Annotated in this window: 15 protein-coding genes; 4 read left to right on the top strand and 11 right to left on the bottom strand. The window is 69.5% G+C overall.

What is annotated here, in order from left to right; genetic code table 11:
• Window position 1 precedes the first annotated feature (1 nt).
• Both L978_RS06830 and L978_RS06825 read right to left on the bottom strand, forming a co-directional pair.
• Window positions 2-841, bottom strand: coding sequence for a molybdenum cofactor biosynthesis F family protein (locus L978_RS06830; RefSeq protein ID WP_047521685.1), 840 nt, complete (start codon window positions 839-841; stop codon window positions 2-4).
• 44 nt (window positions 842-885) lie between these two features.
• Window positions 886-2,343, bottom strand: a complete 1,458-nt coding sequence (locus tag L978_RS06825) for an APC family permease (RefSeq protein WP_047521683.1) — start codon at window positions 2,341-2,343, stop codon at window positions 886-888.
• Between the two features lie 244 nt (window positions 2,344-2,587).
• Between L978_RS06825 and L978_RS06820 the strand changes: the two genes are divergently transcribed.
• Complete coding sequence (locus L978_RS06820) at window positions 2,588-3,334, top strand: SDR family NAD(P)-dependent oxidoreductase (RefSeq protein WP_047521681.1); 747 nt, start codon at window positions 2,588-2,590, stop codon at window positions 3,332-3,334.
• 53 nt (window positions 3,335-3,387) lie between these two features.
• Window positions 3,388-4,203 carry an SDR family NAD(P)-dependent oxidoreductase gene (locus tag L978_RS06815; RefSeq protein ID WP_047521679.1) on the top strand — a complete coding sequence of 272 codons (816 nt, stop codon included), beginning with the start codon at window positions 3,388-3,390 and terminating at the stop codon, window positions 4,201-4,203.
• Window positions 4,204-4,215: 12 nt separating this feature from the next.
• On the opposite strand, the gene L978_RS06810 is transcribed toward L978_RS06815, so the two are convergent.
• The 8 genes from L978_RS06810 to L978_RS06775 form a co-directional block, all read right to left on the bottom strand.
• Entirely contained in the window at window positions 4,216-4,866 is a 651-nt protein-coding gene (locus tag L978_RS06810) for an HAD-IA family hydrolase (RefSeq protein WP_047521677.1), read from the bottom strand.
• A 39-nt stretch (window positions 4,867-4,905) separates the two neighbouring features.
• On the bottom strand, window positions 4,906-5,598 hold the full coding sequence (locus L978_RS06805; protein ID WP_047521675.1) for an ABC transporter ATP-binding protein: 693 nt from the start codon (window positions 5,596-5,598) through the stop codon (window positions 4,906-4,908).
• Window positions 5,595-7,367: a branched-chain amino acid ABC transporter ATP-binding protein/permease gene (locus tag L978_RS06800; protein WP_047521673.1), complete on the bottom strand. Its 1,773-nt coding sequence runs from the start codon at window positions 7,365-7,367 to the stop codon at window positions 5,595-5,597. Before L978_RS06800 ends, L978_RS06805 begins: the two co-directional genes overlap by 4 nt.
• Entirely contained in the window at window positions 7,354-8,214 is an 861-nt protein-coding gene (locus L978_RS06795) for a branched-chain amino acid ABC transporter permease (RefSeq protein WP_047521672.1), read from the bottom strand. The genes L978_RS06800 and L978_RS06795 overlap by 14 nt, the downstream gene beginning before the upstream one ends.
• 72 nt (window positions 8,215-8,286) lie before the next feature.
• Entirely contained in the window at window positions 8,287-9,459 is a 1,173-nt protein-coding gene (locus L978_RS06790) for an ABC transporter substrate-binding protein (RefSeq protein WP_047521669.1), read from the bottom strand.
• Between the two features lie 97 nt (window positions 9,460-9,556).
• Window positions 9,557-9,946 carry a nuclear transport factor 2 family protein gene (locus tag L978_RS06785; protein ID WP_047521667.1) on the bottom strand — a complete coding sequence of 130 codons (390 nt, stop codon included), beginning with the start codon at window positions 9,944-9,946 and terminating at the stop codon, window positions 9,557-9,559.
• A 23-nt stretch (window positions 9,947-9,969) separates the two neighbouring features.
• Window positions 9,970-10,758: a MoaF C-terminal domain-containing protein gene (locus L978_RS06780; protein WP_047521665.1), complete on the bottom strand. Its 789-nt coding sequence runs from the start codon at window positions 10,756-10,758 to the stop codon at window positions 9,970-9,972.
• Window positions 10,759-10,987: 229 nt separating this feature from the next.
• A complete protein-coding gene (locus tag L978_RS06775) occupies window positions 10,988-11,944 on the bottom strand; it encodes a helix-turn-helix domain-containing protein (RefSeq protein WP_047521664.1) in 957 nt (318 codons plus the stop codon).
• Window positions 11,945-12,046: 102 nt separating this feature from the next.
• Here L978_RS06775 and L978_RS06770 point away from each other — a divergent pair, with 102 nt between their 5' ends.
• Window positions 12,047-13,153 carry a DUF998 domain-containing protein gene (locus tag L978_RS06770; RefSeq protein ID WP_231555016.1) on the top strand — a complete coding sequence of 369 codons (1,107 nt, stop codon included), beginning with the start codon at window positions 12,047-12,049 and terminating at the stop codon, window positions 13,151-13,153.
• A gap of 18 nt (window positions 13,154-13,171) precedes the next feature.
• On the opposite strand, the gene L978_RS06765 is transcribed toward L978_RS06770, so the two are convergent.
• On the bottom strand, window positions 13,172-14,029 hold the full coding sequence (locus L978_RS06765; protein ID WP_047521658.1) for a MurR/RpiR family transcriptional regulator: 858 nt from the start codon (window positions 14,027-14,029) through the stop codon (window positions 13,172-13,174).
• A gap of 135 nt (window positions 14,030-14,164) precedes the next feature.
• Here L978_RS06765 and L978_RS06760 point away from each other — a divergent pair.
• The coding region (locus L978_RS06760) for a hypothetical protein (RefSeq protein ID WP_047521653.1) at window positions 14,165-14,426 on the top strand (262 nt) is incomplete at its 3' end.

The raw sequence follows: 14,426 nt of genomic DNA, 5'->3' as shown, positions 1-14,426 counted from the left end.
GTCAGCGGTCTCCGAACGTCGCGGGCTCGAGCTCGGGCGTGTGCATCGTGGTCGAGAGCAGACGTCCGTGTGCGCCGAAGGTGAAGTGCGTGGGGACCTCGCCGCTCTCGTCGAGGCCGAAGAGCACGCCGTGGGAGCGGATCGCGTTGACGTCGCGGTGGTCGGCGATCGTCACCGAGGCGCAGGGGATCACCTTCTCGCGCCAGGCGAACACGTAGATGCCGGGTCGCACCTCCCACACGCTGTTCTCGTCGGTGTCGGCCAGCCCGCGCTCGGGGCCGGCGAGGCACTGCCACGAGTACCACCGCGGCGAGAGGTACACGTGCTCGTACGCGTGCTCGGTGCTGTAGACCCATTCCACCCGGCGTCCGATGAGCGTCGTCGTCGGGGCGGCTTCGGTGCCGGTGACCTCGATCCCCTCGATCACGCCCGGCGCGAAGTGGTGCTGTACGCGGGTGCGTCCCTTCTCGGGAGCGGGGAGGATGTCGGAGATCACGGCCAGCGCGCGGCCGTCGCGCAGGTCGAGGATCAGCGAGACGGCCTCGTTCGGCAGGTATCGGTGGTGGAACTGCACGAAGTAGAGGTCACGATCGACCTCGAACGCCTCGTAGTCGTCGGTGTCGGTAGCCGCTTCCGTCGCATCGTCGGTTCCCGGCTGGTAGTCCCAGGTCACGGTGTCGTCGGCGAAGCGGTGCACGATCCGCGTGCCACGGCCGTCGACGACCGTGATCTCGCGGCCGCTCAGCGCGGTGCTGTGCGGAGCCTTGTTGGCGTCGAAGCCGGGGGCGAGGCCCTCGAGCGGCAGCCAGGTGGAGGTGTCGGCGGGGTTCAGCGTCGTCATGGTGTGGTTCGTTCCTTCGGTCGGTGAGGGGTGCGGGGGAGCGGTCAGCGCGTGCTGAACCTCTCCAGGTCGGTGGCGAGGCCCTCGTACACGGCGGGCCGGGATCGCTTGAGATAGGCGCCGTAGACGATGCCGCCGATCAGGGCGACCACCAGCAGCAGCGGCATCAGCCGGATGGCCAGTTCTTCGGAGCCCGCCACGATGTTGAAGTTCACGACGGCGAGGATCGAGATCGCGGCGATACCGAGGAATCCGATGCCGGGGGCGATGAAGGTGCTCCACCAGCGCGGGTCACGGCGGCGGCGGAAGTACACGACTATCGAGATCGCCGCGAGGCCCTGCAGGATGAGCACGCTCAGGGTGCCGAAGCCCAGCATGGCGGGCACGAGGGTGAGGATCGGGTCGGCTCCGGCGATCGCGAAGATGATCGCGACGATGCCGGCGAACGAGGCCTGCACGATACCGGCGAGTTGCGGGGCGCCGTTCGCGCGGGTGCGGGCCAGCGCCTGCGGCAGGATCTTCGCGCGCCCGAGGGAGTACAGGTATCGGGTCGCGGAGTTGTGGAAGGCGAGCATCGCCGCGAACAGGCTCACCAGCAGCAGGACCATCATCACGGTCGTGAGCGGACCGCCGAGATACTGCTGCGAGAGCGAGAAGATCAGGTCGCCGGTGGGGAGATGCTCGAGAGCGGTCGCTTGCGCCTGCGCGACGCCGGTCGCACTCACCACGGCCCACGTGGTGACACCGAGGATGACACCGATCGCGATGATCGAGGTGTAGGTGGCCCGCGGGATCGTGCGCAGCGGCTGCTTCGCCTCTTCGCTGAACAGCGCCGTCGCCTCGAACCCGAGGAATCCGGTGGCCGCGAGCAGCAGGCCGATCGGCAGCGACCCGGAGAACACGGCTTCGGGGCTGAACGCCGCCACGTCGTAGCCGGTCTGCACGAGCACCGAGATGTCGAACACGACCAGCATCAGCACCTCCAGCACGAGGCACACGCCCAGCACCTTGGAGCTGAAGTCGACACCGATCCGAGCGAGCACGAAGCACACCACGATCGAGAGGAGGCCCCAGACCAGCCAGTTGACGTCGAGCCCGGTGAGGTCGCGGATGATCGTCTGCATGAAGAAGCCGCTCGTGCCGATCGTGCCGACGACGAAGAAGTTGTACCCGAGCGTCGCGATCAACCCGGCGATCAGCCCTCCCGTGCGCCCGAGGCCCTTCACCACGAAGGCGTAGAAGCCTCCGGCGTTGACCAGCTGCTTCGACATCTGGGCGTAGCCGATCGCGAAGAGCAGCAGGATCGCCGCGACGAGGAAGAAGGACATCGGCGTGCCGCCGCCGTTGCCGAGGGCGATGGCCAGGGAAGCGACGACGACGATGCCCGTCAGCGGCGCGACCGCGGCGAGGACGAGGAAGACGATGCCGGCGACGCCGAGGGCGCCCGGACGGAGGGAGGTGTGGTTCTGCGTCGTCGTGGACGCAGATGTCGGTTCTGCCACGTCGGCTCCTTTGCTGGGTGACGGCCGTGCGGACACGGCATCGACGACGAGGGGAATCATCGATAGAGCGAGTCTGCTCGCGCCGTCGCCCCTGCGCTTGACCCTGAGCGAAAGACGGTGGTGTCACCGTGCACAGCCCACGGACGGAGGTTCGCACGGCCGGAGAGGGAGAGCAGGATGACCGAGACGACACCGCCGTCCTCCCCCTGCACCACCGGGTGCCGGACGGCGCACGAAGGACGACATGGATCTGCAGCTGCACGGGACGACCGCCCTCATCACCGGGGCGGTCGGCGGTATCGGCCGCGCGACCGCGCTCGCGCTCGCCGCCGAAGGGGTCAGGGTCGCCCTCCTGGACCGCGACGAAGCCGCGCTCCAGGACGTGGCGGAAGCCTGCCGGGATGCCGTGCTCCTCGTCGCGGATGTCACCGATGAGGTGCAGGTCGAACTCGCTGTGCGCACCGGCGTCGCCGCGTTGGGCCGACTCGACGCCGTCGTCTGCTGCGCCGGGGTGTCCGGTCCGGTGGGCTCGTCTCTCGAAGACACCGCGCTCGACGCCTGGAACCGGGTGCTCGCCGTCAACGTGACCGGGGCGTTCCTGGTGCTCAAGCACGCGCTGCCCGCGTTGCGCGAGGCGGAGGCCGCCGCGGTCGTGCTGCTCGCGAGTGATTCGGCGTTCGTCGCCTCACCCGGCATGGTGCCCTACTGCACGTCGAAGGCGGCCCTGCTGCAGTTCGGGCGTGCCCTCTCGGTCGACCTCGCCGACACGGGCATCCGGGTGAACGCGGTCGCTCCGTCGATCGTCGACACCCCGATGAGCCGGGGCGACCTCGGGGCCGACGCGTTCGACGAGCCGGACTTCCCGGTCCAGAGCGCGGCGGAGGTCGCCGCGCACGTGACCTACCTCGTGTCGCCGCGGGCCGGGGCCATCAACGGCACCAGCATCCTCAGTGACTTCGGGTACACCGCCCGATCCGGATTCCCCGCCTGACGCGACCGCATCGGGCACCCACCGCGCACGCGCGCCAACACACAGGAGCACACATGGGACTCGTGGTCGGATCGACCGTCTCCGGACGCGTCGTCGTCATCACCGGGGGCGGCACGGGCATCGGCGCCGCCATTGCCGAACGGTACGCGGCCGAGGGGGCGCACGTCGTGGTCGTCGGGCGTCGCCCGGAGCCGCTGCACGAGGTGGAGCGCGCGGTCGGTGCTCTGCCGATCATCGCCGATGCGGCGGACACCGCTTCGGCGAAGTCCGCCGTCGCCGAGGTGCTGGCGCGGTTCGGCCGCATCGACGTGCTGGTCGCGAACGCCGGTGGTCACGGCTTCTCTCCGGTGGGGGAGACCGACGACGAGAGCTGGGACGCGGCGATCCGCGCCAACCTCACGACGGCGTTCACGATGGCGAGGGAGGCGCTTCCCGCTCTGATCGAGGCGAAGGGACAGATCGTGATCGTCTCGTCGCTCGCCGGGTTGTTCGCCGGGCCGTCGGTGGCCGGGTACACCGTCGGCAAGCACGCCCTGGTCGGCCTCACCCGCACGCTCGCGCGGGACTACGGTCGCCACGGCGTGCGCGTGAACGCGATCTGCCCCGGCTGGGTGCAGACGCCGATGGCCGACGAGGAGATGGACGAGTTCGCCTCGCACGCCGGGCTCGACTCCCGGGAGGAGGCCTACGCCAAGGTCACCGCCGATGTTCCGCTGCGCCGACCGGCGCGCCCCGCGGAGATCGCGTCGGTCGTGCGGTTCCTCGGCTCGGGCGAGTCGTCGTACATCACCGGTGCGGTGATCGTCGCCGACGGGGGGTCGCACGTGGTCGATGTGCCCACGATCGCGTTCGACCATGCCGGGATGTGACCCGGCGCGAGGTCAGCCGATGGTGAGGTCGAAGCCCTGGGCGGTCGGGACGATGCGCACCGCGGTGAGGTCGTCCACGCGGTAGGTGGGCTCGTGGGCGGCGGCGTGGCGGCCCACCCCGATCACCCGCATGCCTGCGGCGAGACCGGCCTGGATCCCGGCGCCGGAGTCTTCGAAAACCGCGCAGTCGGCGGGATCGACTCCCAGCAGCTCCGCCGCACGGAGGAAGCCCTCGGGATCCGGCTTCGACGCCGAGACGTTCTCGGCGGTCACGGTGAGCTCGGGGATCGTGAGCCCGGCCTCTCCCATGCGCGCGGTCATCAGGGCCACGTTCGCGGAGGTGACGATCGCGTGCGGGTGGGGGCGCAGGGCCTCGAGCAGGGCGTCGGCGCCGGCGATCCGGATCACGCCGTCGACGTCGTCGGCCTCGGTGGCGAGCATCACGTCGTTCTCGCGGAGGTTGATCTCGTGGTCGCGCTCCGGCAGCAGGATCGCCATGCTCTGGTGACCCTGTCGGCCGTGGACCACGCTGAGCACGGTCTCCGGGGCGATCCCGTGCGGCTCGGCCCACGCGAGCCACAGCCGTTCCACCACCGCGGTCGAGTCGACGAGGGTGCCGTCCATGTCGAGGAGGGCGGCGCGGGCGGAGATCGTCTGGGTCACCTCTTCAGGCTAACGCCCGAAGGCTCCGCGAGTGCCGGGTCAGCCGCCGAGGTAGGCGCGGTGCAGCAGCTCCGGATCCGCCTGCAGGGCCTCGGAGGTCCCCTGGAACGAGACCCGGCCGCCGGCGACGACCACCGCTTCCTGCGCGAGGCCGAGCGCGAGCTGGGTGAACTGCTCGACCAGCAGCACGCCCACCCCGGAGTCCGCGATCGACTTGACGATCGGCATCAGCCGCATGAACACCACGGGCGCGAGGCCGAGAGACATCTCGTCGATCAACAGGATGCGTGGCTTCGCGGCGAAGGCGCGCGCGAGCACCACCATCTGCTGCTCGCCCCCGGAGAGCAGGGCGGTCGGCGCATCGATGCGCTTCTGGAGCTCGGGGAACGGCGTGAGCGCGGCGTCGAGTTCACCGGCGGTCCGTGCGGTGAGGGAGATGTTCTCGCGCACGGTCAGTGAGGGGAACACAGCGCGCCCCTGCTCGATGTGGACGATCCCACGGCGGGCTCGCGTGACGCGCGACAGCTTGTCGATCGGTTCGCCGTCGAGGGTCATCGTGCCTGCAGAGTGGGCGGTGACGCCCGACACCGACTCGATCAGGCTGGTTTTGCCCGCGCCGTTCGGACCCACGAGGGCCAGCACCTCGCCACCGGCGACCCGCAACGAGACGTCGGAGATCACGGGCCCGGCGCCGCGGCGGACGGTCACGGAGTCCAGGACGAGTTCGCTCATTTCAGCAGCTCCGTCTCTCCCATGTACGCCTTGACGACGTCGGGGTTCGCGAGGACCTCGGCCTGCGGTCCGCTCGCCAGCACGCGGCCGAAGTCGAGCACCGTGAGGGTGGGGCAGACGGAGCGGACGAGGTCGAGATCGTGCTCGATGATGATCAGCGCCACACCGTAACGCGCCGGCAGTTCCCGCAACCGCGCCGCGAGCGCCAGATGCTCTTCGTGGGACAGGCCGGCAGCCGGCTCGTCGAGGATCAGCAGCCGGGGGCGGGAGACCACGTTCGCGGCGACCTCCACGAGCCTCCGCGTGCCGACGTCGACGCTCGACAGCCGCGCTCGCGCGGGCGGGCAGCCGAAGAACTCGAGCACCTCGTCGATGTCGGCGGCCGCGAGTCGGCGCCGGGCCACGAACCTCACGTACGCGCCGACCGTGAGCGAGGGAGGCACCCGGTCCTGCTGGAACGTCCGGCGCAGACCCAGGCGGGCGCGTCGGGTGGGGGACAGGCCGGCGAGGTCGCGGTCCCCGAGCAGAATGCGTCCGCCGTGCTTCGGGAGGAAACCGCTGATCGCATCGACGAAGGTCGACTTCCCCGCACCGTTCGGACCGATGAGTCCCATGATCGAGGCGGGCGGAACCTGGAAGGAGACGTCGTCCAGGGCTTTGAGGGCACCGAACTGCACGGTCAGGCCCTCGACGGTCAGCACGGGTGCGCCGTCGAGCATCGCTTCGTCGACGGTCGCCGTGGTCGTGGTGGTGATCTCCGTGGCGTCCGGACCGGCATCCGGAGGAAGCGCCGACAGTGCGGCTGCGGCCGTCTTGCGGTCCGCGCGACGCCAGATCAGGTTGCGGATGCCCTGTCCGAGGTTCGTGCCGCTGGTGAGCGCCTGCACGCCGAGCACGCCGAAGACGACGAAGGCCCAGTCCTGGGGGACGCCCCAGCGCTTGAGGAGCTCGGGGACCAGCACCCAGAGGATCCCGCCGAAGATCGCCATGTCGATCAGATGGGCGCCGGACATGATCGCGAGCACGTAGAGCGCGAGCGACTGCAACGGGGTGAAGCTCGACGCGAACGGAAGCTGCACCTGGCCGGCGAGCAGCCCGCCCGAGATGCCGCCGAGCGCGGCCGAGACCGCGAAGGCGGTGAGCTTCGCGGTCCGCACGCTCTGCCCCGCTGCGGCCGTACCGCGCTCGGAGAATGCGACGGCCTTCCAGCTCGACCCCCAGCGGCCCCGCTGCAGGAAGAAGGCGCCGAGCGCGCAGACGGCGAGGACGATGATCGAGAGGAAGAAGAACTGCCGGTCGTTGGAGAACATCTCGGGGCGTTCGACCGCGATCCCGTCGGCCGAGCCGGGGAACTGGATCTGCACGAGGGTCACGCCGGCCGCCGCCGCGAAGCCCAGGGTGACGACGGCGAGGTTCACGCCGCGCAACCGCAGTGCCGGGAGGCCGACGAGGATGCCGACCAGGCCTGCCGCGATCCCCCCGAGGATGAGCCAGACGATGAACCCGCCCGGGGCCTGCATGACGTTCAGCAACGAGACGATCCAGGCGCCGACGGCGGCGAAGGTGAGCTGGCAGAGCGCGATCATCCCGGCCGAGCCGGTGACGATGCCGAGGCCGAGGATGGCGATCGCGGCGGTGACGGCGCTGATCGCGAGGAAGACGAAGTACCCGGGCAGGGCGGCGCTGAGGATCGCGCCCACGCCGATGCCGACGAGGGCGACCGCGAACGGCCAGGTGGTCCGGAACCAGGGACGGTCAGCGAGCGGCATCCCACACCTCCTTGCGCTGCGTCCAGAGCAACAGGACGACGATGAACAGGAACGGGAGGAAGTTGCGCACCAGCGCCACTTCGTCGATCTGGGCGACGAGGCCGCCCAAGACGCCCAGGACGATGCCGCCGACGACGGCGAGGTCGAGTCGGCGGAAGCCGCCGAGCAGGGCGGCCGCCGCGGCGGGGACGATGAGCATCGACAGGCTGGTCGCGTCGTTGGACTGCGAGGGGGCGACGATGATGATCGCGATCGCGCTGATGACGCCCGTGACGAACCAGACCGCGATCGACAACGGGCGTGAGCGGATGCCGAGGAGCTCGGCGGTGGTCGGGCGCTCCGAGAGCGCCCGCAGCTGGGTGCCGACCCTCGTGCGGCGCAGGACGATGTGGACCACGACGGCCGTGACGATCGCCATCGCCACGGTCGCGACCGTGACCTGGCTGATCACGACGCCGCCGAACGAGAAGGCCGGGCCCGCGATGATCGGCGAGAACGGCTGCGGCTTGTTGCCGAACAGGATGAACGACATCGAGATGAGCAGGAGGAGCGGGCTCACGGTCATGGCCGAGCGCGTGGTGGTCGACGCCTCGGAGAGCCAGGTGGCGGCGATGAAGCCGATCGCCGCGGCGAGGAGCCCGGCGACCAGGACACCGAGGACGGATCCCAGCCAGATCGGCAGACCGAGCTCGCGCACGAACCACACCGCCGTGAAGGCGCCGAACATCCCGGTCGCGGCTTGAGCGAAGTTCACCACCCGCACCAGGCGTGACATCAACGTCAGGCACACGCCGAGGACGGCGTAGAGGCCGCCGGCGGCGAGACCGGCGATGGCGCCTTGCAGCATGAGGCGTCCTTTCTGTTCCGAGGGGAGGGGGGCCTGCCGCCGGGAATGCGCCCGGCGGCAGGCGAGGGGTGGCTACTCGCCGATGCGGAGCCAGTCGTCGGCGACCTTCTCCCAGGCGTTGGTGCCGGACTCGAGGACGATGGGCCAGCCCGCGGTGTTCTGCGTGCCGAACGCGTAGGGCGTCCCGACCATCGGGTTCTCGATCGGCTCCATGCTCTTCAGGGCCTCGGAGACGGTCTCGCGGGTGATGTCGCCGTCCATGCCCTCGAGCACCTCGATGAAGTACTTCGCGGCGAGGTAGCCGCCCTGGCTGAACGAGGTGAGCGGGATGTCGTTGGCCTCCATCAGCTCGCGCCAGTCGGCGTTGATCTCGTCGTCGTCGGTGAACGGGTAGAACTCGGCCGGGACGTAGATGCCGGCGCCCGCGTTGTCGATCGCGTCGGCGAAGTTCTCGCTGTAGACGCTGGTGAGGTACAGCCAGGTCACGTCATCCCAGCCCTGGGCGTTCGCGGCCTTGACCTGGCCGATCGCGTCGGGCTCCACCGGGTTGATCGCCAGCGCCTTGCAGCCCTGGTCCCGCGCCTTGACGATGTAGGGCGTGTAGTCGGAAGCGCCGTACGGGACGGTGTCGTCGACGTACTTCGGCTCCTTGCCGGTGATCTCGGTCCACTTGTCGATCGCGGCCTGGTAGGTCGGACGAGTCGAGCCGGCGATCTCGAGCAGGATGCAGATGTCGTCCATGCCGAGAACCTCGGAGCCGTACTGCAGCGTGAGGGTCATGTCGTTGAACGGTCCGACGTTCGCCGGAGAGATGTTGTCACTGGCGAAGCAGCCCGTGTCCACCCCGATGCCGGGCATCGAGAGGATGCCCTCCTGCTCGTAGTACTTGGCGTTGATCTCGCACTCGATCAGGCTGGCGGAGCCGACGAGCGCGACCGCGCCGTCACTGCCGACCAGTTCCCGGGCGGAGGCCGTGGCCGTGGCCGGGTCGCCCTTGTCGTCCAGCATCTTGTAGTCGATCGTGCGTCCGTCGAGCCCGCCCGCGTCGTTGAACGCGTCGAACACGGCCGCAGCAGCCTGAGAGGCCTCCGGGAAGGTCGCCGGGCCGCTGATGGTGTTGACGGAGCCGACGACGATCGGGTCGCCCCCGCCTCCGCCGGCGCCGCCGTCTCCACCGGCGCAGCCGGCGAGGGTGAGGGCGGCCACGGCGAGGAGTGCCGCGGTGCCGGATGCTCGAGTGTTCATGTGCTTCCTGCCTCTCGTGTTCAGGTGGTGCTGTGTCAGGTGGTGCTGTGTCAGGTGGTGCGGTGTCAGGTGGTGCGGTGCGGGGATGGTGCGGTGTTCAGGTGCGCAGCGCGCGGTTGACGAGTTCCGTGTCGGTGAACTGCTCGAAGGCGACGACCTGGCCGCCGGAGACCCGCCACACGTGTGCGACACGTGCGGCGAAGAACCGCCCGGTCTGCCTGTACGTGCCGGAGTAGGTGCCGATGCCCACGACGACATCGCCGCCGTCGACGACCTCATCGATCGCGACGGTGTAGTCGTCCCACTCCTCCTGGATGCGGCCGAACACGTTCCGGGCCACGGCGTCGGGGCCGATGTAGGTGCCGGCGTACGGGAAGCCGGCGGCCTCCGTCCACTGGATGTCGGCGGCGAAAGGGGCCAGCATCCCGTCGAGGTCACCGCGGTCGTTGGCGGCGTAGTGCTCTCGGATCAGGTCTGCGTTGCTCATGGGGTCTCCTCGGATGCCGGAGGTCAGACGGGCTGTGCGTCGGGGTAGACGACGGAGCCCAGCGGATAGATGTGGCCGCCACCACGGGAGTGCTCGGCGTTGCCGTCCCCGTTGAGTCCGAGGAAGATCCCGGTGGTCATGAGCTGATAGCCGAGGTCGTGCAACCACACGCTGGCGACAGCGATGCGGAACTCGCGGAAGCAGAACAGGTACAGGCCGTCGGCGAACTTCCACACGGTCGACAGGTCCATGTCTCCGTGGCCCCGCTGCACGCCCTCCACGCACTGCCAGGCGTAGCGCTGGCTGGAGATGTACACGTGCTCGTACAGATGGTGCGGGCTGTAGCGGTAGAGGTTGCGCTTGCCGATGAGGTCGCGGCTCGGGCCGGGGGCCTCCCCGCTCACGGGAGCTCCGTCGATCGTCGCCGCCCAGAAATCCTGGCCGACCTGAGGCATCCCCTCGACGGGTTCGGCGGCGATCCGGGAGCGGATGACGGTGGCACGGTTCGTGCCGGTCGCGAACACGACGGTGATCGCTTCGCGGGGGCGGCTCTGCAGCGGGACGTTGACGAACACCACGTCCTCCCGCACCCGCACGGCATCGTATGGGTCGGTTCCGGATGCCTCGAGGCCGTTCCAGGAGACGGTGTCGTCGGCGAACCGCAGGGTCAGCGCCGATCCGTCGTCGAGCGTGAGGGCGAGGTCGGTTCCGGTGAGCGTCGTGTTCGGCAGCCGGAACGTGTCGATTCCCGCGGCGAACTCGTCATAGGTGCGCCACTGGTCGAGGGCGGGGTCGGCGGAGAGGTCGGTCATCGGGGTCCTGACGTCGCACGCGGCGGGGCCGCATCGCCCCGGGCACCGCCTCATCGCGGTGCGCTTGCCTCATGCTGTGTCCGCGCCCGTCATCCCCTCAAGGTCGCAGCCGCCATCGCGCGCCGAGAGTCAACCGGCGTGCCCTCCGGGGCAAGCGCGGTGCGGGATCGAAAACGTGCGCCACGGCGTTCGCCGAGGAGCGTTATCGATCCCGCAGCGGGGCCGGGGCTCAGTGGCCGGCGCGGTACTCGCTGGGGGAGACCCCGAAGGTCGACTTGAACGCCCGGCTGAAGTGCGCGGCGTCGACGAAGCCCCACCGGGCGGCGATCGCTGCGACCGGACGGTCGGCGAGCATCGGGTCGAGCAGATCCCGGCGGCACTGTTCGAGGCGGCGGGTGCGGATCCAGGTCGAGACGGTGACTCCCTGCTCCTGGAAGAGCCCGTGCAGGTGGCGTGTGGAGATGAAGTGCGCGGCGGCGATCGATGCGGGGCCGAGGTCCGTCGAGGCCAGGTTGCGGTCGATGTGCGCGCGGATACGCTGCACGAGGGCGCGGTGCGGGTCGGCCGACACCTGGTCGAGTCCGAGTTCGCGGGTGAAGACGGTGGTCACGAGGTCGAGCCCGCTGTGCGCGAGGCGTGCGCCGGTGGTGCCGGCGAGCTGATCCAGGTTGCCGGCGAGCTGCGTGAGATACGGCACGACCATGCCGCCGAGGCCTTCGTGGCCGGAGATCCGCACCGCGGTGAGCTGCCCGACCATGTCCGCGGGGAGGCTGATGAGATGCTTCGGGAACATCACGACCATGGTGCGGAAGTCCTCGTCGAACACCAGGGAGTACGGGCGGTCCGTGTCGTACACGGCGAGGTCACCGGCCTGCAGCACGGCCTCGCGGTCGTCTTGGATCAGCAGACCGGTGCCGGCGAGCATCAGGCTGACCTTGAAGTACGAGCGGTCACCACGGGCGATGAGCTCGGGGGTGCGCTCGACGATGTGCGAGGTCGCGCGCACGTCGCTCACGTGCACCTCGTCCACGGAGGCACCGCGGATCACCCCGCGGAAGTGGTCGGGGCCCTCGGTCGTGACCTGCAACGGGACGAACGACTCGGAGACGGCCGCGCGGAAGTCGCTGATGTTGCGCGCGACGAGCGTGGAAACCGATTCGGCGGTGGCGGCGGGTGCACCGTTCATGACTGATCACCTCGGGATGGTGGAACGACGACGTTGTATACGATCCGTTCCGTGATGGTATCACCGGCTCCGCCCGCGTGGGCGACTTCTAGGATGTGGACCGTGACCGAACGACCGATGAAGACGCTCGCCGACCGTGTGCTGCAGGTGTTGCGACAGGTCCGCGGGCCGGACGCCTCCGATGCGGTGTTCGAGGCCACGGCCCTGATCGTGGGCAGTGCCTTCCTCGTGATCGGTTTCCTGGTGGCACTGCCGGTGTTCTGGGGTCACGAGCTGGCGATCAGCGGTTCCGGTTCGATCGGCGTCTTCGCCGCCTTCGGGGGTGCGCTCGCCGCCGCGATCGCCTTCGCGCTCGGACGCCTCGCCGTCCGTCCGGAGGAGGTCGATCCCGGGACTGCGCGCGACGGCTTCAGCGTTCCGGGTGATCGGCTGCGCTGGTACGACCTGGCCGCCATCGCCTTCGCGCACGCGGCGATCGCATACCTGGGATGGCTCGGGGTCGCCGAGCTCCTCGAGCGGAGCTTCACGGACGCCCCGGTCTATGCGTTCCCCGGTGCCGTGCTGGTGGCCGTGGCGTTCGCGCTGACCGGATACGTCTCGTTCCTGAGCGCGGTCGCTCTCACGCCGATGGTGCTCTCCCTCGTGCTCGCGGTGTTCCTGGTCGTGGGGGCGTTCGCGAGCATGCTCGCCTCCAGCGATGTGCACTGGTGGCGCGACAACCTCTCGGCGCTGGGCATGAGCAGCAACAGCTCCTCGATCGCGTTCAACACCACGCTGGTCATCGCCGGGATCATGGTGACGACGATCTCCCGCTACGCGACGGCGGGTCTGCCCGCGGAGGATCCGGTGGATCGCCGCGGGCGGTTCATGGTGAGGGGAGGCCTGATCCTGCTCGGGATCCTGCTCGCCTGCGTCGGTCTCTTCCCCGTCGACGAGTTCTTCCTGCTGCACAACACCGTGGCGACCGGGATGTGCGTGGTGTTCGCGGTCATCGTGGTGGGTCTGCCCTGGTTCCTCCGCACGATCCCGCGGGTCTTCGTGGGTCTGGGGTGGGCCTACGTGCTCGTGATCATCCTGCTCGCCGCCTTCTTCGCCGTCGGCTACTACAACCTCACCGCCGTCGAGCTGATCGCGGCCGTGCTGATCTTCAGCTGGATCATCGTGTTCCTGCGCACCGCAGGCTCGATCGGTGCGCGCGCGACCCCGTGAGCGGTCGGTCGTCCGGCCTCAGTCGCGGAGCGCGCGCGTCGCCTCGCGGGTGCGCTGCAGAGCGTCGACGGTCTCGGTGAACCGTCGTTTCGCCACACCGATGAACAGGCAGTCGACGAGGGCGAGCTGTGCGATCCTGCTGACCATCGCGCCGGCGCGGAAGGTCGATTCGCGCACCTCGGTGAACAGGGCGTGATCGGCCGCGCGCGCGAGGGGGGAGTCCTTCGCCGACGTCACCGCCACCGTGGCGGAGCCGTTGGCGCGGGCGGTCTCGAGGAAGCGGACGGTCTCGATCGTCGATCCCGCGTGGGAGAACCCGATCGCGACGGTGGGCGCTGACTGCAGGACGCTGGCGGCGACCGCCTCGTGGGAGTCGGAGAGCACATGCGCATTGCGTCCGACGCGCAGAAGCTTGTGTGCGAGGTCTTCGGCCACGAACTGGCTCGCCCCGATGCCGTAGAGCAGGATGCGGTCGGCGCTGTCGATCGCGTCGATCGCCGCTTCGAGCACGTCGAAGTCGAGCTGCGCGACGGTCTCCTCGATGGCCAGCAGTTCGAGTGCGGCGAGCTTCGACACCGCCTCCTGCAGGGTGTCCTCATCGGAGATCTCCGATCCGAAGGCACCGCGGGCGGAGAACTGGGCTGCTTCCTTGCCGAGCTCGGTCGCCAACGCCATGCGCAGCGGGGCGTAGCCGCTGAATCCGATCGCCCGGCAGAACCGCACCACGGAGGCGACCGAGGTCCGGCACTCGTCCGCCAGTTCGTTGATGGTCTTGTCGATGACGATCGAGGGGTTCTCTCGGACCACCGCGGCGATGCGTGCGAGCGACGGCGGCAGGGTCGAGGCGGCGGCTTCGATCGTCGACTGGATGCTCAATCAGTCCTCCGGGGGTGTGGGATTCTCAGTATGTCGTGACGGGGCTCACGACAAGGATGGTAAATTCTTTTCAGAGAGTCTATGTCGCATGTAGTCTCTTTTCGTTACGTCCCGACCGAGTCCCGAGGAGAGCCGATGACCGCGCAGTCGACCGCATCCGTCGATCTCGGCAAGTCACGGTGCCGAGTCGTCATCCACGACGCTACGCGTATCGAGCGCTCGGGGACGGGAGCGCCCGGGCTCGCCGCGGCAGGCGGCGTCGATGCCGCCCTCGATGCGATCCTCCCGCTGCTCGCCGATGCACCGGTCCTCGACAGCATCGGGGTCGGTGCCGCCGGGGGCTGGCTCGCCCCGGAAGCCGCCCGGGAACTCGCGGGGCGCCTGGCCGCGGCGACCG

The sequence above is a fragment of the Microbacterium sp. ZOR0019 genome (assembly GCF_000800925.1).
GTDB classification, from domain to species: domain Bacteria; phylum Actinomycetota; class Actinomycetes; order Actinomycetales; family Microbacteriaceae; genus Microbacterium; species Microbacterium aurugineum.
This window is presented reverse-complemented; position numbering and strand designations above follow the sequence as displayed.

Excerpts from the sequence above, each read along its gene's own strand:
- L978_RS06830 (WP_047521685.1), bottom strand. The coding sequence starts at position 841 with ATGACGACGCTGAACCCCGCCGACACCTCCACCTGGCTGCCGCTCGAG.
- L978_RS06820 (WP_047521681.1), top strand. The coding sequence starts at position 2,588 with ATGGATCTGCAGCTGCACGGGACGACCGCCCTCATCACCGGGGCGGTC.
- L978_RS06815 (WP_047521679.1), top strand. The coding sequence starts at position 3,388 with ATGGGACTCGTGGTCGGATCGACCGTCTCCGGACGCGTCGTCGTCATC.
- L978_RS06805 (WP_047521675.1), bottom strand. The coding sequence starts at position 5,598 with ATGAGCGAACTCGTCCTGGACTCCGTGACCGTCCGCCGCGGCGCCGGG.
- L978_RS06800 (WP_047521673.1), bottom strand. The coding sequence starts at position 7,367 with ATGCCGCTCGCTGACCGTCCCTGGTTCCGGACCACCTGGCCGTTCGCG.
- L978_RS06795 (WP_047521672.1), bottom strand. The coding sequence starts at position 8,214 with ATGCTGCAAGGCGCCATCGCCGGTCTCGCCGCCGGCGGCCTCTACGCC.
- L978_RS06790 (WP_047521669.1), bottom strand. The coding sequence starts at position 9,459 with ATGAACACTCGAGCATCCGGCACCGCGGCACTCCTCGCCGTGGCCGCC.
- L978_RS06785 (WP_047521667.1), bottom strand. The coding sequence starts at position 9,946 with ATGAGCAACGCAGACCTGATCCGAGAGCACTACGCCGCCAACGACCGC.
- L978_RS06780 (WP_047521665.1), bottom strand. The coding sequence starts at position 10,758 with ATGACCGACCTCTCCGCCGACCCCGCCCTCGACCAGTGGCGCACCTAT.
- L978_RS06775 (WP_047521664.1), bottom strand. The coding sequence starts at position 11,944 with ATGAACGGTGCACCCGCCGCCACCGCCGAATCGGTTTCCACGCTCGTC.